This window comes from Paenibacillus thailandensis, assembly GCF_042685365.1.
In the GTDB taxonomy this organism is placed as follows: Bacteria; Bacillota; Bacilli; order Paenibacillales; family Paenibacillaceae; genus Paenibacillus_AP; species Paenibacillus_AP thailandensis.
The window spans coordinates 11,892-30,820 of sequence record NZ_JBHUMY010000009.1; the positions used below are offsets into that span (position 1 = coordinate 11,892).

15 protein-coding genes are annotated in these 18,929 nt (G+C 57.3%); 1 reads left to right on the forward strand and 14 read right to left on the reverse strand.

All coding sequences use genetic code 11. The features are described 5' to 3' along the window. Positions 1-10 precede the first annotated feature (10 nt). The 13 genes from ptsP to ACFSW5_RS10015 form a co-directional block, all read right to left on the reverse strand. Positions 11-1,750, reverse strand: coding sequence for a phosphoenolpyruvate--protein phosphotransferase (gene ptsP / locus ACFSW5_RS09955; RefSeq protein ID WP_379272148.1), 1,740 nt, complete (start codon positions 1,748-1,750; stop codon positions 11-13). Between the two features lie 34 nt (positions 1,751-1,784). Next, entirely contained in the window at positions 1,785-2,057 is a 273-nt protein-coding gene (locus tag ACFSW5_RS09960) for an HPr family phosphocarrier protein (protein WP_379272151.1), read from the reverse strand. A 22-nt stretch (positions 2,058-2,079) separates the two neighbouring features. Then, positions 2,080-2,532, reverse strand: coding sequence for a PTS sugar transporter subunit IIA (locus ACFSW5_RS09965; RefSeq protein WP_379272153.1), 453 nt, complete (start codon positions 2,530-2,532; stop codon positions 2,080-2,082). A 23-nt stretch (positions 2,533-2,555) separates the two neighbouring features. Further along, on the reverse strand, positions 2,556-3,935 hold the full coding sequence (locus ACFSW5_RS09970; protein WP_379272156.1) for a PTS fructose transporter subunit IIC: 1,380 nt from the start codon (positions 3,933-3,935) through the stop codon (positions 2,556-2,558). Positions 3,936-3,940: 5 nt separating this feature from the next. Then, a complete protein-coding gene (gene pfkB / locus ACFSW5_RS09975) occupies positions 3,941-4,912 on the reverse strand; it encodes a 1-phosphofructokinase (protein ID WP_379272160.1) in 972 nt (323 codons plus the stop codon). Beyond that, positions 4,909-5,697, reverse strand: a complete 789-nt coding sequence (locus tag ACFSW5_RS09980) for a DeoR/GlpR family DNA-binding transcription regulator (RefSeq protein WP_379272162.1) — start codon at positions 5,695-5,697, stop codon at positions 4,909-4,911. Before ACFSW5_RS09980 ends, pfkB begins: the two co-directional genes overlap by 4 nt. 556 nt (positions 5,698-6,253) lie before the next feature. Next, positions 6,254-7,462 carry a response regulator gene (locus ACFSW5_RS09985; protein ID WP_379272164.1) on the reverse strand — a complete coding sequence of 403 codons (1,209 nt, stop codon included), beginning with the start codon at positions 7,460-7,462 and terminating at the stop codon, positions 6,254-6,256. Further along, positions 7,459-9,357 (reverse strand): cache domain-containing sensor histidine kinase, encoded by a 1,899-nt coding sequence (locus ACFSW5_RS09990; protein ID WP_379272167.1) that lies wholly within the window; start codon positions 9,355-9,357, stop codon positions 7,459-7,461. Before ACFSW5_RS09990 ends, ACFSW5_RS09985 begins: the two co-directional genes overlap by 4 nt. Continuing rightward, a complete protein-coding gene (locus ACFSW5_RS09995; RefSeq protein WP_379272169.1) occupies positions 9,347-10,357 on the reverse strand; it encodes a substrate-binding domain-containing protein in 1,011 nt (336 codons plus the stop codon). The genes ACFSW5_RS09990 and ACFSW5_RS09995 overlap by 11 nt, the downstream gene beginning before the upstream one ends. Positions 10,358-10,498: 141 nt before the next feature. Further along, positions 10,499-11,614: a multiple monosaccharide ABC transporter permease gene (mmsB, locus tag ACFSW5_RS10000; protein ID WP_379272298.1), complete on the reverse strand. Its 1,116-nt coding sequence runs from the start codon at positions 11,612-11,614 to the stop codon at positions 10,499-10,501. A gap of 107 nt (positions 11,615-11,721) precedes the next feature. Then, on the reverse strand, positions 11,722-13,251 hold the full coding sequence (mmsA, locus tag ACFSW5_RS10005) for a multiple monosaccharide ABC transporter ATP-binding protein (RefSeq protein ID WP_379272171.1): 1,530 nt from the start codon (positions 13,249-13,251) through the stop codon (positions 11,722-11,724). 151 nt (positions 13,252-13,402) lie between these two features. Further along, entirely contained in the window at positions 13,403-14,542 is a 1,140-nt protein-coding gene (chvE, locus tag ACFSW5_RS10010; RefSeq protein ID WP_379272173.1) for a multiple monosaccharide ABC transporter substrate-binding protein, read from the reverse strand. Between the two features lie 131 nt (positions 14,543-14,673). Next, positions 14,674-15,894 carry an MFS transporter gene (locus ACFSW5_RS10015; protein WP_379272176.1) on the reverse strand — a complete coding sequence of 407 codons (1,221 nt, stop codon included), beginning with the start codon at positions 15,892-15,894 and terminating at the stop codon, positions 14,674-14,676. Between the two features lie 145 nt (positions 15,895-16,039). On the opposite strand from ACFSW5_RS10015, the gene ACFSW5_RS10020 reads away from it, so the two are divergent. Beyond that, positions 16,040-16,792 (forward strand): MerR family transcriptional regulator, encoded by a 753-nt coding sequence (locus tag ACFSW5_RS10020; RefSeq protein ID WP_379272178.1) that lies wholly within the window; start codon positions 16,040-16,042, stop codon positions 16,790-16,792. Between the two features lie 330 nt (positions 16,793-17,122). Here ACFSW5_RS10020 and ACFSW5_RS10025 read toward each other — a convergent pair whose 3' ends face one another. Next, the gene (locus ACFSW5_RS10025) at positions 17,123-18,784 is read right to left on the reverse strand and encodes a PucR family transcriptional regulator (protein WP_379272180.1); all 1,662 of its coding nucleotides are present in this window, start codon (positions 18,782-18,784) and stop codon (positions 17,123-17,125) included. Positions 18,785-18,929 lie beyond the last annotated feature (145 nt).

Here is an 18,929-nt window from a genome sequence, read left to right on the forward strand (position 1 = left end):
CGGCTGGCGGCTACGCCCGATTCAGATAAGCTTCCAGCTCGGCGCGAACTTCGCCCGGCGTCTCCAGATCGAGCAGCCGTTCGGTCAGCCGCAGGCAATCTTCCCGGTCAAGCGACGAGACCGTCTCCTTAACTCGGGCGATCTTTGGCGGCGACATGCTCCATTCCTGCAAGCCAAGACCGATCAGCAGCGGGGCGGCCAGCGGATCTCCGGCCATGCTGCCGCACATGCCGGTCCATTTGCCGTGACGGTTCGATGCGTCGATCACCAGCTTGATAAGCCGGATAACGGAAGGATGGAAATAATCGTACAAGTACGACACCTTTTCGTTCATGCGGTCGACCGCAACCGTATATTGCACAAGATCGTTTGTTCCGATGCTGAAGAAATCGACTTCCTTGGCGAAACGGTCCGCAAGCAGCGCCGCCGCCGGAATCTCGATCATGATGCCGACTTCGATGTCCTCGCCGATCTGCACCCCTTCCGCCGCAAGCCCGCCTTTCGCTTCCTCGAACAGAGCCTTGGCGGCGCGCCACTCCTCCAGCCCGGAAATCATCGGGAACATCACTTTGACCGGACCGTGCGCGCTTGCCCGGATAATCGCGCGAAGCTGCGTCAAGAACAGCTCCTTCCGGTCAAGGCAGAGCCGAATGGCGCGGTAACCGAGAAAAGGATTGAGCTCCGCCGGCAAATCCAGATACGGCAGCTCCTTGTCGCCGCCGATGTCCAGCGTCCGAATGACGACCGGCCGCCCTTCCATTGCCTCGATCGCTTTCCGGTACGCTTCGTATTGAACGTCCTCGGAAGGCAGCTTCGATTCGCCCATAAACAGAAATTCCGTCCGGTACAAGCCTACCGCTTCCGCGCCTTTGCCGGGAAGTCCCTCCGCTTCTTGCGGAGTGCCGATATTGGCGGCGATTTCGATCGCAAAGCCGTCCTTTGTCGCCGCCGGGCGGCTGCCGAACTCGGCAAGCCGCTCCTGCTCCGCCCGCTCCGCTTTCATCTTAGCTTCGTATTCAAGCCGGGTCGCCTCCCCGGGATCGACGATGCATTCGCCGGTCGTACCGTCAATGATCAGGTCGGCCCCATGCCGGATCGAATCGATGCCCGAACCTGCGCCGAGAACGGCGGCGATCCCGAGCGAGTTAGCCAAGATGGCGGTATGCGACGTGGTCCCGCCGACACGCGTAACGAAGCCAAGCACATAGCTTTTGTCCAATTGAACCGTATCGGACGGCGACAAGTCGTCGGCCACGACAATGACCTTCTCCCGGATGTCGGCGAGAGAAGCGCCTTGACGGCCAACCAGATGCGCCATGAGGCGTGTCCCGGCATCGCGGACGTCCGCCGCTCTTTCCTTCATGTAGTCGCTCGCCATGCTTTCGAACAAGGACGCCACCTGGTTCACCGTCCGAAGCACGGCGGTTTCGGCCGACAGGCCTTCCTCGCGGATGAGCTGCTGCATCGGCGGATAAAAAGCGGGATCGTTCAAAAAGCTGATCTGCCCTTTCAAAATCGCCGCCTTCTCTTCGCCGACCGTTTGTTTCGCGCGCTCGACCAATTCGGCAAGCTCGGCTTCGCAGCCGGCTTTGGCCCGTTCCAGCCGCCGCAGCTCCGATTCGGGGTTATCGGTGCGGGTCTCCCGAATCTGTTCAAGCTTGAGCGGCTGATAAACGAAGGCTTTGCCGATGCGGATCCCTTCGGATACGCCCAGCCCCCTTATGCGCCGCTCGGATGGATGTGCCGTCATAGAAGCCACTCCTTTCTCCCGCGGAAATCCGGCGTCATGCTTCGCCGAAGCCGCTTTGTACGAGCTCGGCGAGCTGATCGACCGCTTCCTTTTCGTCCGGCCCCTCCGCCTGGATCGTAATGACGGAGCCTTTCGCCAGCCCGAGGGTCATCAGGTTAAGAATGCTTTTGGCGTTCGCTTCCGTCGTCGTGCCTTCCGGCTTCACCAGTATCGTCGATTGAAATTGGACCGCCTTCTCGGTAAAAAGCTGGGCGGGACGGATATGAAACCCCGCTTCGTTCACAATCGTCGCTTGTCGCGTATGCATAATCGTCGGTTCCTCCTCCGGTTTAAATCGTTGCAAGCAAGCTTTCGAGCTGCTCCGGCCCTTCGACGGCCATCAGCTTCTCGCGGAAGCCGGAGTCGATCAGCTTCCGGGAGAGCGCGATCAAAATTTGCAAATGCTCGTTCCCCGCCGCAGCCTCCGGCACGGCGATCATAAAGACGGCCTTAACCGGCTCTCCGTCCAGCGACTGCCATTCCACCGGAGAAGCCAGCTTGGCGAAAGCCAGCCCCGGCCGGTCTACGCCGGCGGATTTGCCGTGCGGAATGGCCACGCCGAAGCCGATTCCGGTCGAACCGGTCGATTCTCGCGCCAGAACGGCTTCCATATATTGCTGTTTATCCGAGACGGACCCGGAAGCGACAAGCCCGTCGATCATGTCGGAGATGATTGCCTTTTTATCGGTTCCCGCGAGCGGAATGAGAATGGATTTCTCGTGAAGCAGGTCTTGAATATTCATCATAAGTTCCTCCCGATTCAAATTTAGGACTGCCGTTCAACCGGCTTCTTCAAAATGCTAAGCAGGATGGCGGTAACCGCCGTGCCGATCGCAATGGCCAGCGCGTAAAGCCCCAGGTGTCCGACGGCATTCGGAATCGGGAGCACGAAGATGCCTCCGTGCGGAGCGCGAAGCGTGGCGCCGAACGCCATCGACAACGCTCCGGTAACCGCCGAACCGGCTACGATCGAAGGGATGACGCGGAACGGATCGCCCGCCGCGAACGGTATGGCGCCTTCCGTTATGAAGGCGATGCCGAGAACGGATGCGGCTTTGCCGGCGTCCTTCTCCTCTTTGGTAAACTTGTTCCGGGCAATCAGCGTCGCAAGCCACAAGCCGAGCGGCGGCGTCATCCCGGCAGCCATAACGGCTGCCATCGGCGCATACACGTCGCTTCCCAGCAAGCCGACGGCAAACGTGTACGCCGCCTTGTTGAGCGGACCGCCCATGTCGACCGCCATCATGCCGCCGAGAAGCAAACCGAGCAGAACCGCATTCGTCGTGCCGAGACCCGTCAGCCAGTTCGTCAAAGCTTGCATGATGCTGCTTACAGGTTCGCCGATGACATAGATCATGAGCAAGCCCGTAATCCCCGACGCGAGCAGCGGAATGAGCAGAATCGGCTTTAAACCTTCGAGATTTCTCGGCAGCTTGATATATTTCTTTAACGCCAGAGCCGTATAGCCGGCCAGGAATCCGGAAAGAATACCGCCGAGGAAGCCGGCGCCGGTGCTCGATGCGAGCATCCCGCCGATCAGGCCGGGGGCAAGCCCGGGCTTCTCCGCTATCGAAAACGCGATAAATCCGGACAAGATCGGCACCATAAGAGCAAACGCCGAATTGCTGCCGATCTGCATAAGAGCGGCCGCCAGCGTTCCCTCTTCCTTGAACGCTTCGATGCCGAACACGAACGACAGGGCGATGAGCAGACCGCCGGCCACGACAAGCGGAAGCATATGGGAGACGCCCGTCATCAGATGCTTGTATGGGCCGGAGCGCGCCGCGCTGCGTTTTTCTTTCAGCTGTTCGACCTGCTTGCCATAATCTGCGGCTTGGGCCGGCTGTTTACTCAGCGCTTCCTCGAGCAGGCCGGCCGGGTTTTTGATCGCTTGCGCCACCGGCACCCGGACGACGGGCTTGCCGGCGAACCGGGATTCCATCACGTCCGTATCCGCCGCGACGATAATCGCGTGCGCTTCGGCGATTTCCTGTTCGGTCAATTCGTTTTCGACGCCGACGGCGCCGCGGGTTTCCACTTTAAGCGGGACGTCTTTTTCCTTGGCCGCTTTCGCCAGCGACTCCGCAGCCATGTAGGTGTGGGCGACACCCGTCGGACACGCGGTAACGGCGAGCAATTTTTTCATATCGATCACCCTCCTTGATATGCTTGCCCGGATTGTTCGCGGGCGAGATGAACCAAATGCAAGGATTGCCGAACCTCTTCCAGCGTACATACCTCGGTTCCCGGCTTCGATGCGGTTACGGTGCCCGCCGCGGAAGTCCATCTTGCAATCTCTTCCGCCGCTTGGCCTTGAAGAAAACCGTAGACCATCGCCGCGACCATCGAATCGCCGGCTCCCACCGTGCTGACCGGCGTAATCGGAAACGGCCGCGCCGCGACAACGTCTTCTTTCGTTACCAGCAGCGATCCTTCCGCCCCCATCGAAACAAGCACGTATTCGATGCCGCGGTCCGTAAGGGACCGGGCGCCGCGCACAATGCTCTCCCTGCTGTTCAGGCCGGTGCCGAGAAGCGCTTCCAATTCGTGAATATTAGGCTTGATGGCGTACGGCGCTGCCTCGATGCCGTATGCCAAAGCTTTGCCGTCCGCATCCAGTATCGTACGAACGCCCGATTGTCTCGCCGCCTCGATCAACGTCCGGTAGAACTGCGGCGGGGCGCCCGGGGGAAGACTGCCGGCCAGGACCACGAAGGAAGCGTTCGCCGCCTCCTCCCTGAATGCCGTCAGAAAATCGTCCAGAATACCGGCATCGACCTGAAAGCCCGGCTCGTTCAGCTCCGTCGTCCGCTTCGTCGACTCATCGACAATTTTCAAGTTGACGCGGGTTTCGCCTTCGGCCTGCTTGAACCGGGACGGGATGTCGAGCCTCTGCAGCCGGTCGCGGATCACCTGGCCCTGATAGCCTGCCGCAAGCCCCAAAGCGCGGGTGCTTACCGCAAATTGCCGGAGCACTTTCGCCACGTTGATGCCTTTGCCGCCCGGATCGGTTCTCATCTCCCGGATGCGGTTCAAGCCGCCGTATTCGAACGAGTCGAGCGTAACCGTTTTGTCGAGGGCCGGGTTTAACGTCACCGTAATGACCGGACCTTTCGCACTCATGCCGTATCCCCCCCGCTGTCCGCCAAAATGACCTCGACTCCTACTTTTTCGATCTCCTCCACGGCCGCCCGGGAGATGCGGGAATCGGTGATCAGCGTTGAAATATCCGAAAGCTCGCCGAAACGGGCGAACGTTACGTTGCCGTATTTGCTATGGTCCGCCAGCAAAATGACGCGGTGCGCCGAGCCGATCATGCGGCGCTTCGTCGCGGCTTCGATCAAATTCGGCGTCGTCAGCCCCGACTGGGCGTCGAAGCCGTTGGTCGCCAGGAACAGCTTATCGACCCGCACCGACTCGATCGACCGTTCCGCGAACGGCCCGACCATCGCCATCGTCTCCGGACGGAGCGTGCCGCCGGTCGTCAGCAGATCGATCTGCTTCTCTTCGGCGAGCTCCTGCACGACCTTAAGCGAATTCGTAACGACCGTTAGCCGTGCAAACCCTTTGAGCAGCTTGGCGAGCTGATACGTGGTCGTTCCCGCATCGAGAAAGACGGTATCTCCTTCGCCGATCATCGCCAGAGCTCTTCTCGCTATGTCGGCCTTCTGCTGCTGAAACCGGTCTTCCTTCTCGAGGAAGGTCGGCTCCGCATCGCTGCCCGGAAGCGGAGCGATGGCGCCGCCGTGCGTTCGCCGGAGCTGCTTCTGCGCTTCGAGCTCCCTCAGGTCCCGGCGCACCGTCGATTCCGAAACTTGAAACCGGCTTGCCAGCTCCTGCACGGAAGCCCGGCCCTGTCGGCCCACATAATCGGCGATCGCTTGCTTTCGTTCCTCTTCGTATAGCATGGGAATTCCTCCTTGCCGCTTCTGTTCCGCTTTCGTCACCACATGCTCAAATGAGCAAGGATTATCATACAACCGTTAATTATTTTGACCACTTGTGGATATTCATGATTATATGTGATTGTTTTTGATTTGTAAAGCGCTTTCTAATCATTTTCTTTCACATTCGGTCACAAGCGAGCGCAAATGAACACGCACGAGAGAAAGAACCGCCTTTACCCGAGATTGAGGCTGCGTTTATCCCGACGCAAAAAAAGGTTAAGCACCGGCGCGTTAAGCCGGGCTTAACCTTTCACCTAATTCCATCCTACGTCTTCGCCTCATATCGCGTTAACGCGGCAACCGCTGCGTTAGCGGGATTATCCCCGTTTTGAGCCCCGATCTATCGCTCCGGGCCATAGCGGCCCGCCGCTTCAAATCCTGCTCATGATTGAGGCGGCCATAACGATCTTCCAGCTGTCCCCACGATCATGGCAGCTTTGGCATTTGAACATAAAAAAACGGCCGTCCGGATTTGTCCCGGACGGCCGTCCTTATAGGTCTAGCGTATGGTTTTCGGTTAACCGCCGACAGTCTGCTTCCGGTACCGGTTCGGCGGCATGCCTACCGCTTTCCGGAAAGCCGTGCTGAAATAATGCTGCGACTCGTATCCGACCCGCTCCGCGATTTCGTGCATCGACAGGTCGGTCGAGCTAAGCAGGCGGATGGCTTCCGTCAGGCGGGTGTGCGTCAATAAGGCCACAAACGAAAAGGACGTTTCCTGCTTCAGAATACGGCTTAAATACACGGCCGACACGCACAGCTCCTGCGCGATTCCTTCCAGCGACAAGCCGGGGTCGGAGTAACGCTCCTCGATAATCCGCTTCGCTTGGCGGACATACGGCGACAGCCGCGATTCCTGGTTCACGTCCGCTTTCGCCTCGGCGTAAACGGCGGCGACGCTCTCCGGGTCCGGGAGACACGGCCGCACGCTCGTTAAGATATGGATGCGCAAATAATCGCGCGCCGCTTGCTCTACCGCTCCAAGCAGCGTCTGGTCGGCTTTTCCCCACACCAGCGCCACGATCAGCCCGGAACCGTCGCGGAACAGAACATGCTCGGCCTCCGCCAGCAGCTCGTGCGCGATATTTTCGACGGCGAACAGCAGCAATTGGCGGTCCCGCTCCGACAGCACGGACTTGCCCTGCGCTTTCTCCGGCCAGCGGATGACGGCCACGGCGGAAGGAGCTTCCTGCGGCAGCTTCAGAAAGGCTAGCTGCTCCCGAATTTCGCCGGCGCTGACATCCCCCTTCACCCAATCGATGCAAAACCGCTCCCGCAGCAATCCGATGTTCCGCTCGATCTGCTTGGAAGCGTTCCGCATCAGCTGCTCGCTTTCCGCGGCGGCATCCAGCTTGCGGACGACCTCGCCGAGCACTTCCGTCAATTGGGCCGGATTAACCGGCTTCAAAATATAATCGTCCACGCCGAGCTTGATCGCTTCCTGGGCGTACGCAAACTCGTCATGGCCGGTAATGATGACGATTTTGGTCTCCGGCTTCGCTTCCCGAATCCGGCCGATCAGCGTCAGTCCGTTCATGATCGGCATGCTGAGATCGACCAGCATAATATCGGCCGCCCGGCCGAGCGCGAGCTCCAGCGCCTCCTCGCCGTCTTCGGCTTCGGCCACGACTTCAAGCCTAAGCGATTCCCAATCGACCGCGGTCCGGATTCCTTCCCGGATAATCGGCTCGTCGTCGGCGATCAGCACGTTCCATACCCGTTTCATTCCGCATATGCCTCCTTACGAATAATCGGGTGCCTTATCGTCACTTTCGTTCCGCGCCCTATCTCGCTTTCCAGCGCGATGCCGTAATGCTCTCCGAAGCTGAGACGCAGCCGTTCCTGGACGTTCGCCAGCCCGTAGCTTCCGCCGGTGCTGCCCGGAGACGGGGCGTTCAAATCCGCGGCAAAGGCCGGCTCCTCCCGGTCTTGCCTTAAGGCGCCGTTGTCCAGCATGCGGCGCAGCGCGTCCAGCCGGTCCGCCGGCATTCCTTTGCCGTCGTCCTCCACGATGAGCAGAAGCGCCCTCCGCCCTTGCTCCAGCTCGGCCCGGATGCGGATGAAGCCGGGGCCTCTCCGTTCCTTGATCCCGTGATAAATCGCGTTTTCGACGATCGGCTGCAGCATGATTTTCAGCACCTGAAGCTCCGGCAGCTCCGCTTCGACGTCAATACTGTAGTTCAGCTTGTCTTTGTATCTCGTTTTCTGGATGCGCAAATAGCTTTCGATATGATCGATTTCGCTTTGCAGCGGGACGATCTCCTTCCCTTTGCTGAGGCCGATCCGGAACAAGCGCGACAGCGACTCCACCACCTCCGCCGCCTCGACGGCCCCGTCCTTGCGGGCGAGCCACTGAATCGTATCGAGCGTATTGTACAAAAAATGCGGCTGGATATGCGCCTGCAGGCTGCGAAGCTCCGCTTCCCGCTTCAGCCGCTGCTCTTCGCCGACCTGGCCGATCAGCCGGTTGATCTGCGCCAGCATCGTATTGAAGCTTCGCCCGAGCATGCCGACTTCGTCTTGCCGCTTGCTGATGTAGCGGATATTCATGTTCCCTTCCTCCACCTTCCGCATGAAGGAAGCAAGCTGCACGATCGGCCGCGAGATCGAATGGGACAAATAATAGGACGCGGCAATGCCGAGCAAGCAGAGCAGGAAGACAAAAGAAACAAGATATGCGTTAATGTGCCGGATTTCCCGGACCGACTCTTTCAACGGGAAGACGCCGACCGTCGTCCAGCCGGTAAAAGAAGATTTCTGGAAAATGAGCTGCATCCTCTTCCCTTGAACCTCTTCGGTAAACACGCCGGAATCCGCCCCCAGCAGAGGCTCCCGGCTGAAGCCGGCGGCATCGGCGTTGCCGCGCGGCGCATAAATCGTATCTCCGCTTGCATCGACGACGGTAAGGAAGCCGGATTTGCCGAGACGCACGTCCCGGACCGTCTCCGCGATTACCCGCAGCTTCAAATCGATCAGCACGACGCCGTCGGGCCGCTGCGTATCGGGATCCAATACGGCTCGAACCGCCGACACGACTTCGTCGTCTTTGTAATTGGCATGAGACGTGACATTCCGTCCGGCCGGGTGGCCCAGCATGCGGAATATCCCTTTGCCGTCCACCGCTTCCCGGTACCAGATCTCCTCCGTCAACGGGCGGTCCGTTCGGGCGTACATCTCGTTGCTGAGGTAATCGCCTTTTGCGCTGACGACGAGAATGCCCGCGATTTCGGGATAAAGCGTCGTAAAGCCTTGCAGGAACCGTTTCGTCTCGTACAGGCGCTGCTCGCTCTCGAATGCCGCCGAGCCTTCGTCCAGAAAACGCTGGATGTCCGGATTAAACGCGATGAAATACGTAATGTTCTGAACATTGCTGACATGGTTGTCGAGCGACTCGTTGACGTTGCCGATCAGCTGCGCCGTATGCTCGTTCACCTGCTTATCGACCGTCGCCCCGACCGCCCAGCCGATGAGAAGCCCCAAGCAAACGGCGGGCACGATGCCGATCATGGCGAACAGCAAAATATATTTGTACCGGATCGGCCAGTTGTTCAGCTCCAGCCATCGGATAAAAGCCGCCAGAACGCCGCCTGCCCGTTTCCCGAAACCGCCGCTATTTGGCATAAAAGCTGTCCACGTTCGTCGGCGTGACGAACGTAATTCCCGTATCGACGTAAGTGGGCAGCGGCGCTACCCGGGATTCGCGCCAGTCCGCCGTCGGCTGAAGCAAATCGTGATGAAGATGAAACAGATGCATGAGCGACCAATACCCCATGTTCCAAGTGCCTTGCGCAATCGTTGCCGCTATCGTGCCGTCCTTGACCATATCCAGCGTATCTTTGTCCGTATCGAAGCTGATTACCTTCACTTGCCCGGCCTTTCCGCTTTCTTTCACCGCGCGCCCGACGCCGACGCCGCCGTTCGCTTCCGTCACGAAGATGCCTCTTAAGTTCGGATAAGCTTCCATCATTTCGCGCGCTCTCCGTTCCGAAATCAGCTCGTCCCCTTTGCCGTCCGCGATGCTGACGATGCGCATGAGCGGATATTTGCTTTCCGCCGCTTCCTTGAAGCCGGTCATCCTTTCGTTGAGATTTAATTGCTTGGAGTGAACGATAATGCCCACTTCCCCGTCCGTGCCGATCAGCTCGGCCATCTTGGCCGCCGCCTGCGCTCCCGCTTTGTAGCTGTCCGTCCCGAGAAACGAATACGCCTTGCTGGCGGACGCTCCGGAATCGAACAAAACGACGGGAATGCCCGCTTCGACCGCCTTATTGATCGTCGGGACAAGCGATTCGGGATCGATCGCGGTCAAGGCGATTCCGGCAGGCTTCCGCGCGATCACCTGCTCGAGCACGGTCGCTTCCTCATGCGCGTCGTAATTGGGCGCACCCCGGTACTCGACGGATACGCCCAGCAGTCCGGCGGCGTCTTCGAAGCCTTTCAGTACGCTTTTCCAATAATCGATGCCGGAATCGAACGTCACCATGACATATTTCTCGTCCGTCTGCCCGTGAAGGCCGACGGTCTGCGCCAGCGCATCCTCCCGGTCGCGGATATAAACGCCGTACATATAGACTAGAAACGCTCCGATCAATACGACATAGACGAGCATCAATTTTTTCATACCGTTCGCCGCCCCCATAGCTCCGCATATCATGCCAAAGAGTTCATACTGTGTTTGATTGTAATTTGTATTATGGCAAAATAACAACGGCTTGAAAGCGCGCAAGGAATAATCCTCGCGCGCTTCAGTCGGACGGCGGCCTTATGCGGATTTGTTTTTGTTGTACAAGTCGAAGGCAACCGCCAGAAGCAGCACCAGCCCTTTAATGCCTTGCTGGTAATCGATGCCGAGGCCGATCAGCGACATGCCGTTGTTCATGACGCCCATGACGAGGCCTCCGATAATCGCGCCGATGACCGTGCCGACGCCGCCGGTCGCGGACGCTCCGCCGATGAAGCAGGCCGCGATCGCGTCGAGCTCGAAGTTGACGCCGGCCTTCGGCGTCGCCGCGTTCAGACGGGCGGCGAACACGAGGCCCGCAAGAGCCGACAGCACGCCCATGTTGACGAACACCCAGAACGTCATCTTTTTCGTCTTGACGCCCGACAGGCGAGCCGCCTTCTCGTTGCCGCCGAGGGCGTAAATATGGCGTCCCATGACCGTTTTGCGCATGACATACGTGTACAAGGCAATAAGCGCGAACAGGAGCACGAGAATATTCGGAATGCCGTTATACAGCGCCAGCACGTACGTCAGCAAATTGACAACGATGATTACGCCGACCAGCTTTGCGATAAAGATAGACGCAGGGGCCGTCTCGAAGCCGTACCGTTGCTGCGTCAGCCGTCCCCGCCACTCCATCATCATGTAAACGAGCGAAAGGACGAGCCCGACCGCTACGGTCAGCATATGAAGACTAACCGCCGATTGGAAGTCCGGCAGGAAGCCCGTGCTGATCTTGCGGAACGCATCCGGGAACGGCGCGATGGACTGGCCGTCCAGCACGAGCATCGTTAACCCGCGGAACAGCAGCATCCCCGCAAGAGTGACGATAAAGGACGGGATTCGCACGTACGCGACCCAGAACCCTTGCCATGCGCCGACCGCCGCGCCGATCAGAATGGAGATGAGCATGGCGAGCAGAAACGGCATGCCGTTCTCTACCATTAGAATAGCCGATATGGCGCCTACGAATGCGGCTATCGAGCCTACGGACAAGTCGATATGCCCCGTTATAATAACGAGCAGCATGCCGATGGCGAGAATGAGAATATAGCTGTTCTGCAAAATGAGATTCGTAATATTCAGCGGCTTGAGCAGAACGCCCCCGGACAGCAGCTGGAACAGCGCCATAATGAGGATGAGGGCGATAAACATGCCGTATTGCCGGATATTGCTTTTGAACGCCGTTGCGATAACGCCGGACCGCTTCGGTTCCCCGACCCGGTCGTCCGTCTTGGTTGTCACATTCATGCTCATGCGGCTTACCTCCTGCTTAACGTCATATATTTCATCAGTTTTTCTTGCGTCGCTTCTTCCTTCGGCACTTCGCCGGTTATACGCCCTTCGTTCATAACATAGATGCGGTCGCACATGCCGAGCAGCTCCGGAAGCTCGGACGAAATCATCAGAATGCCTTTGCCGTCGGAGGCAAGGCGGTTAATGATCGTATAAATCTCGTATTTCGCCCCTACGTCGATCCCCCGCGTCGGCTCGTCGAGAATAAGAAGATCCGGCTCGGCAAAAATCCACTTGCTCAGCACCACTTTCTGCTGGTTGCCGCCGCTCAGATTGCCCGTCTTCTGCAAAATGCTCGGCGTCTTAATATTCATTTGCTTCCGGAACCATTCGGCTTCCACGACTTCCCGATTCTCGTCCACGACGAACCACTTGGACAGCTTGCCCAGCGCGGCAAGCGTCGTATTCCGCTTGATGTCGTCCATGAGCACCAGCCCGTATTCCTTCCGGTCCTCCGTCACATACGCGATGCCGTTGTCGATCGCTTTGCGGACGTCGGTAAGCCGAAGCTCCTTGCCGTCCTTGATCATCGTCCCGCTGATCCGCTTGCCGTAAGAGCCGCCGAACATGCTCATCGCAAGCTCCGTTCTTCCCGCTCCCATAAGTCCCGCGATGCCGACGATTTCGCCGCGCCGCACATGCAGCTCCACGCCGTCGATCACTTTGCGGTCCTGCTGCGACGGATGATAAACGGTCCAGTTTTTCACTTCGAAGAAAGGCTCCCCGATCTTCGCTTCCCGGCCCGGATAACGGCTCGTCAAATCCCGGCCGACCATCCCTTTAATGATCCGGTCCTCCGTAATGTTGTCCTTCCTCGTATCCAGCGTTTCGATGGTTTGACCGTCGCGGATAATCGTAATCGAATCGGCCACCTTCGTAATTTCGTTCAGCTTGTGCGAAATGAGAATCGACGTAATGCCTTCGCGCTTGAACGTCAGCAGCAGATTCAGCAGATTGTTGCTGTCCTCTTCGTTCAAGGCGGCCGTCGGTTCGTCGAGAATTAAGAGCTTTACTTTTTTGGAGAGCGCTTTGGCGATTTCGACGAGCTGCTGCTTCCCGACGCCGATCGAAGAGATAAGCGTTTCCGGCGATTCGCGCAGGCCTACCGTTTGCAGCAGATCGCGCGTGCGGACGATCGTATCGTTCCAGTTAATAATGCCGCGCTTCGCCTGCTCGTTGCCGAGAAATATATTTTCCGCGATCGACAGCTGAGGGATGAGGGCTAGCTCCTGATGGATAATGACGATGCCGACCTCTTCGCTTTGCTTAATGTCTTTGAACTCGCACACTTTCCCTTTGAACAAAATATCTCCCTCATACGAGCCATGAGGATAGACGCCGCTAAGCACTTTCATGAGCGTCGATTTGCCCGCGCCGTTCTCGCCCATCAAGGCGTGAATTTCGCCTTCTTTCACTTTCAAGTTGACGTTCTGCAGCGCTTTGACGCCGGGAAACGTTTTCGTGATGTTCCGCATTTCCAATACCGTATCTGTCATCGATCGTCACCACGCCTTCGTTCGGGGTAATGGCGCCGCCGCGTTCCCGGCCCGGGAGCGCGGCGGCCGGACAAGCGTAAACGGCTTCGCCGTCTTTGAATGGCGGAATTCCGTTTCGCGGATGTAACATTAACTTAAGTCGAGGGCTGCGTTATTTCAACTGATCTTCCGTATAGTAGCCCGAATCGACCAGCACCTCTTTATAGTTCGTCGCATCGACGGATACCGGCTCCAGCAGGTAAGACGGCACGACCTTGACGCCGTTGTCGTACGTTTCCGTATCGTTGACTTCCGCTTCCTTGCCTTGCAGCACCGCTTCCGCCATCGCGACCGCCTTCTTCGCCAGCTCGCGCGTATCTTTGAAAATCGTGGACGTTTGCTCGCCGGCAATAATCGATTTGATCGAAGCCAGCTCCGCATCCTGACCGGTAATGACCGGCATCTTCTTGTCGCCGGAGCCGTAGCCTACGCCTTTCAGCGAAGAGATAATGCCGATGGAAATGCCGTCGTACGGGGACAGAACCGCGTCGACATTCGCGTCCGCGTAAAACGCGCTGAGCAGGTTATCCATCCGCGCCTGCGCCGTCGCGCCGTCCCAGCGAAGCGTAGCGACTTGCTCCATGGACGTCTGGCCGCTCTTCACGACCAGCTTGCCGCTGTCGATGTAAGGCTTCAGCACGGACATCGCGCCGTCGAAGAAGAAGTAGGCGTTGTTGTCGTCCGGCGAGCCGGCGAACAGCTCGATGTTGAACGGGCCTTTGCCTTCCTTCAGGCCAAGCTTCTGTTCGATATACGAAGCTTGGAGCACGCCGACCTTGAAGTTGTCGAAGGTAGCGTAGTAGCTGACATGCTCGGTTTTCTTAATGAGCCGGTCGTAAGCGATAACCGAAATGTTCTGCTGCGCCGCCTTGTCGAGAACGTCCGTCAGCGACTCGCCGTCGATCGAAGCGATCACGAGCACCTTGGCGCCTTTCGTAATCATGTTTTCGATCTGGGAAACCTGGTTTTCGACCACGTCTTCCGCATATTGCAGATCAACCGAATAGCCAAGCGCTTCGAATTCCTTCTTCATGTTGTCGCCGTCCGCGACCCAGCGCTCCGACGATTTCGTCGGCATCGCGATGCCGACCAGCCCTTTGTCCCCGCCGCCGCTTGCCGATTCGCCCGCGGCAGAGCTGTTGCCGCCGGTTTCGCCTGCGCCGCCGGCGCTGCCTCCTCCCGCGTTGCCGCCGCATGCGGCAAGGACGAAGACCAGCATGCCGATCATAAGTAGAGCCAATCCTTTTTTCATCGTTTGTACGCCCCTCTCTTAACGGTCATTTGAATTCGTTGTATCCGCTTACAATATTAAAGACCGGAGCGGCTCCGGTCTTTAGAATAATCCAACGGGTTTTTATAATAATTTAAACTAAACTTAATCCGTTATGCCTCCGACTGCTCCCATTCGCCTTTGCTTCGGAAAAACGGAAGCATAATTAGAATTCCCGCAATAAAACAACATCCGGCTAATACGTATACAACCGTAAGAGAAAGCGCAATTTTCAACGCGCCCGCAGCGCTCATTCCAAGGAGCATCGCTCCCGTCATCAGCGGAGTTCGGATTCCCATTACCCGACCGATATAATTTGGGCCGGTATGCTGCATGACCAAGGCGTTATTCCCGACAAAAATAGCCGGCTGCAGAAGGGCAATGACGAATTGCGCCGCCATCGTCAGCCAGACCGCGGTAGACAGCCCGGCGAGCATGATCCCGGCTCCGTTGACAAGCAAGCCGACCACGAGAAATCGCCGCGGGGCGATTCTAGCCGCGAGAGCGAAAGTTGCGATTCCTCCGGCAATCTCACCGATGCCATACGGTATGCTGATCCATTTCAAAGCCTCCGCAGGCAAGTCCAGCCGTTCCGTAACCAGGAAGATATGAAGCGGCGCAATGAGCCCGACTCCCAGTCCCGCCAACGCGAAGCATAGGCTGAGCTTCAAGAGTAACCGGTCGGCGAACATATAACGGATTCCCTCCGTCATCTCGCGAAATATCGAATGGCTCTCCCGACTTTTTGGCGGCTCTTGACCGGACGGGACGAAAACCAAGGCCAAAGCGGATAGAAGAAAGCAAGCGCCCGTCGCCAATAGGGAAGCTTCAATTCCAAATTGCTCATACACGAACGTCCCCAGCATCGGCCCCGCAACCATAAAGACGGAAGTTAACGTCTGCAGCAAGGACATACAGGACTGCGCATCTTCATCGCGTACATGGTTCTTAAAGAGCTTCATGCCGGAAGGCTGCGCAAACTGTGATAAAATGGACGAGCACAAGGTCGCGAAAAAAACGGCCTGCCATGTTCCGTTTTCCAACAGAGCAAAGACAATAAATACGGATAATGAACTTAAACACTCGCACCAAACCATCGTTTTTTTCGGCCGCCATCGATCAGCAAAGACGCCGCCGAGAAAAGAAAAAATAAAAATCGGCGCATATTCCGCAACCGAAATCATGGATACGGCAAACGAATCTCCGCCCGTAACCTCCATTACATACAAGAGGACAGAAAAATTACGAACCCAAATCCCCATTTGCGAAAACAATGTTGAAATCATAACGGCCCGAATAAAGCCGTTTCGAAGCAGTCGAACGGATTCTGACACTACGGATTCCTCCCTAAGTCGTTTAGTCGACTGCCATCATACGGCCTCCTGCAGGGGAAGGGTCAAGCGATTTCCCGAAAAAAGTTTCGTCTTGACTCTCCTCTTAGGGAAGACTTTAAGCTACGTAAGGAAAGGAGGCAGCGCAATGTTATACACGGTAAAAGAAGTGTCGGAGCTTTCCCATGTTACCGTCAAAACGCTTCATCATTATCACAGGATCGGTCTTCTCCTGCCGAGCAAGGTAAGCGAAGCCGGATACCGGCTGTACGGGGAGAAAGAGCTGGAACGTTTGCAGGAGATACTATTTTTCAAAGAATTGGATTTCCCCTTGGATCAAATCAAGGACATGATGGACCATCGATCGGACCGTCTGTCTATTCTTGCACGGCAGGAGGAGCTAATTCATAGTCGCCAACATAGACTGGATAGAATCGCTCAAACCTTGCGTAAATCCATTGCAAGCATGCAGGAGGGGAAAACTATGGATCCTAAAGAAATGTTCAGAGGCTTTGAGAACGCGGAGGAGTGGAACGAAGCGCTAGCCAGGCAAAACCAATATTTAAAGGAAACATATGGAGTAGAACCTGTTGTAGTTACCCCGGGGGATGTTCAGGAGTTAAACGAACAGGCGGTTGAAGCCATGACATTCATGAATGAGATGGCAAGAGCCTTAAGAGAAGGCCTAAAGCATATCGATGAGACGATAGTAGAGTTGATCCGATCCCATCTTGAATTTATGAATAAGCACGGGCATAAAGTATCGGCTGAGGATTTTGCGGCGCAGACCCGATTTTTTCTAACCGACGACTTTCATCTTAAGATGCTCGAAGATCAGCAAACCGGGCTGGCCTATTATCTAGCGGCGGCGGCGGAGGCGTTCGAGGCAACGAATCGGTAAAGCAAAAAGCTGGTGCCCTCACCAGCTTTTTTTCCGTAAAAGATGTATGCCGGCGGGTTCTGCAGTAACCCGGAAAACATCGATAGTACGGCGGACATCCGGACACTCGCTTAAAAGATCCCCCTTGCTTTCACGCTAAAAAATCTGCCCGCTTTTCCGCCGATCAATTCCAAGCCATTCAGCTGCCAGGCTACCATACTCCCATACTAAACAAATCTATAAAATTCTTTAGTTCCTCGCGGGTAAGACTCACACTCAGGTTCGGTTGTCCCTCTCCATTGCAGGCGGGGCGGGATATCCCCGAATAAACGGCCAAGCCCCATCTTCCCGTCAGAAGCTGCCGCCGCGCAGCTTATATGCGAGCAAAGCGAGCTCCAGGCTGCGCCGTTTGTGCGGCTCCAGGAAGTCGCCGAGCAGCTCGTTCAGCTTCTCCAGCCGTTTGTACAACGTCTGGCGGTGAATGTAGAGGCGGTCCGCCGTCTCCTGCTTGGAGCCCCGGCAGTCGAGGTAGACGTCCAGCGTATGAAGCAGCTGCAGCTGTCCGTCCGGATCGCTTGCCTGCAGCAGGCTGAGCTGCTCGTTCGCGTAGGAATCGAGCAACGAGCGGTCGGGCACGGCCATCAGCAGCTGGTATAACCCGAGCCGGTCATAGAACAGCTCGTCTTTCATCTGCGGAACCGCTCTAGTCACCTCCAGCGTCTGCTCCGCTTCCCGGAAGCTCCGGTACGTCTCGACCAGACGGCCTTGCGGTTTGCCGAAGCCGGCGTCGAGCGCGACGCCTTTCTCCCCTTCCTCCGGCGCTTTCTTCAGTTCTTCGACGATCCGGCGGAGCGACTGCTTCATGGCGGCCAAGGAATCGCTATGAATTTGTTCTTTTGCGCATAACAGATATATTCTGCCCTCGTTAACCGCAATAAGGCTGTACAGCCCGTGCTTCCGCAGAAGCGCCCGCAGCGACACGGCCATATCCTGGTAGTCCGCCTCCATCTGCTCCTGCCGCACTTCCTCGCTGCCGTAGCGGATCTCAAGCATCCCGCCGATGAAATAATAAGCGGACATGCGCGTCTTGCGCAGCCCCATGCGCGCGAGCGCCTGCTCTTCTTCGTCGATTCTCCGTTCGATCAGCTCGCGGATAAGCTGGCTTTGGCCGATCAGCCGCCTTTCCTCAATAAACATCGTTCGCATGAGCATCGTGGCGACCGCCTTGGCGGCGATATCGAGAATTAGCGCTTGCGTTTCCGTTTGGTCCTCGCGGCCGGTCTGCACGAGAGCAAGATGCCCCAGCGTTTGGTTGAAGCAGATAACCGGATGGATCTGCATGCCCGTCCCGCCGGAATCGGCATCGACGGCAAACGGCTCCTTGTCGTCCGCCATTCCCTCCAGCCGTTTGCGGAACAGCGACGTAAGCGAACCGGCTTGCTCCGCTTGCACGCGCGGGTAAAACTTGTGCGTTTCCGCCTGCGAGAAATACGCCGTTTGCTTGCCTGTAAATTCATGCAGCAGGCGCAGACACGCGTAAATGTCCGTCGTTTGCAGCGTCAGCTGCTGGAACTTGCGCGAGAATTGCTCCAAATATTGAAGCTGCCGGTGCTGCCGGTTAATGAGCAGCCCGTGGATGTCCTGCGTAATCTCGACGAAACGGACCGGCTGCTCGAACACGATCAGCGGAAAGCCGTGCCGTTCCGCTTCCGCGATGACGTCTTCGGGGATGGCGTCGATGCTGGTGCCGAGCTCCACGCACAACCCCGCCGCTTCCTGCCGGATCAGCTGCTCCAGATAGCCGAGCCGCTCACGGCGGTCCTGCTTCATCCACAGCCCCGTCGAAAGGATCAGGTCGTGTTTGCTGACAAACGGAGCGATGTTTGTAATTTCGAGAATGTGGACCCACTTGACGACGCGGTCGCCGCCGCTTATGCCCGCCGCCCATTTCGCCCGCCGGAAGACGGGACGCTGCAGCAGATCCTTAATATGCAAGTCCGTGTGACGGTTCATCCGTTACCACCTCTCTGCCCCTATCATATAGTCGGTCGGTACGCGTAGAATCCGCGTCTTCGTTCGGGCAAGGTATGAATCGTTGAATAAATCGACCGTTCGGAACAGTTAATTCTCGAGCTGATTTTATCATACCACCAATGCC

Excerpts from the sequence above, each read along its gene's own strand:
- ptsP (WP_379272148.1), bottom strand. The coding sequence starts at position 1,750 with ATGACGGCACATCCATCCGAGCGGCGCATAAGGGGGCTGGGCGTATCC.
- ACFSW5_RS09960 (WP_379272151.1), bottom strand. The coding sequence starts at position 2,057 with ATGCATACGCGACAAGCGACGATTGTGAACGAAGCGGGGTTTCATATC.
- ACFSW5_RS09965 (WP_379272153.1), bottom strand. The coding sequence starts at position 2,532 with ATGAATATTCAAGACCTGCTTCACGAGAAATCCATTCTCATTCCGCTC.
- ACFSW5_RS09970 (WP_379272156.1), bottom strand. The coding sequence starts at position 3,935 with ATGAAAAAATTGCTCGCCGTTACCGCGTGTCCGACGGGTGTCGCCCAC.
- pfkB (WP_379272160.1), bottom strand. The coding sequence starts at position 4,912 with ATGAGTGCGAAAGGTCCGGTCATTACGGTGACGTTAAACCCGGCCCTC.
- ACFSW5_RS09980 (WP_379272162.1), bottom strand. The coding sequence starts at position 5,697 with ATGCTATACGAAGAGGAACGAAAGCAAGCGATCGCCGATTATGTGGGC.
- ACFSW5_RS09985 (WP_379272164.1), bottom strand. The coding sequence starts at position 7,462 with ATGAAACGGGTATGGAACGTGCTGATCGCCGACGACGAGCCGATTATC.
- ACFSW5_RS09990 (WP_379272167.1), bottom strand. The coding sequence starts at position 9,357 with ATGCCAAATAGCGGCGGTTTCGGGAAACGGGCAGGCGGCGTTCTGGCG.
- ACFSW5_RS09995 (WP_379272169.1), bottom strand. The coding sequence starts at position 10,357 with ATGAAAAAATTGATGCTCGTCTATGTCGTATTGATCGGAGCGTTTCTA.
- mmsB (WP_379272298.1), bottom strand. The coding sequence starts at position 11,614 with ATGTTTATCGCCCTCATCCTCATTATGGCGCTGTTCCAGCTGCTGTCC.
- mmsA (WP_379272171.1), bottom strand. The coding sequence starts at position 13,251 with ATGACAGATACGGTATTGGAAATGCGGAACATCACGAAAACGTTTCCC.
- chvE (WP_379272173.1), bottom strand. The coding sequence starts at position 14,542 with ATGAAAAAAGGATTGGCTCTACTTATGATCGGCATGCTGGTCTTCGTC.
- ACFSW5_RS10020 (WP_379272178.1), top strand. The coding sequence starts at position 16,040 with ATGTTATACACGGTAAAAGAAGTGTCGGAGCTTTCCCATGTTACCGTC.
- ACFSW5_RS10025 (WP_379272180.1), bottom strand. The coding sequence starts at position 18,784 with ATGAACCGTCACACGGACTTGCATATTAAGGATCTGCTGCAGCGTCCC.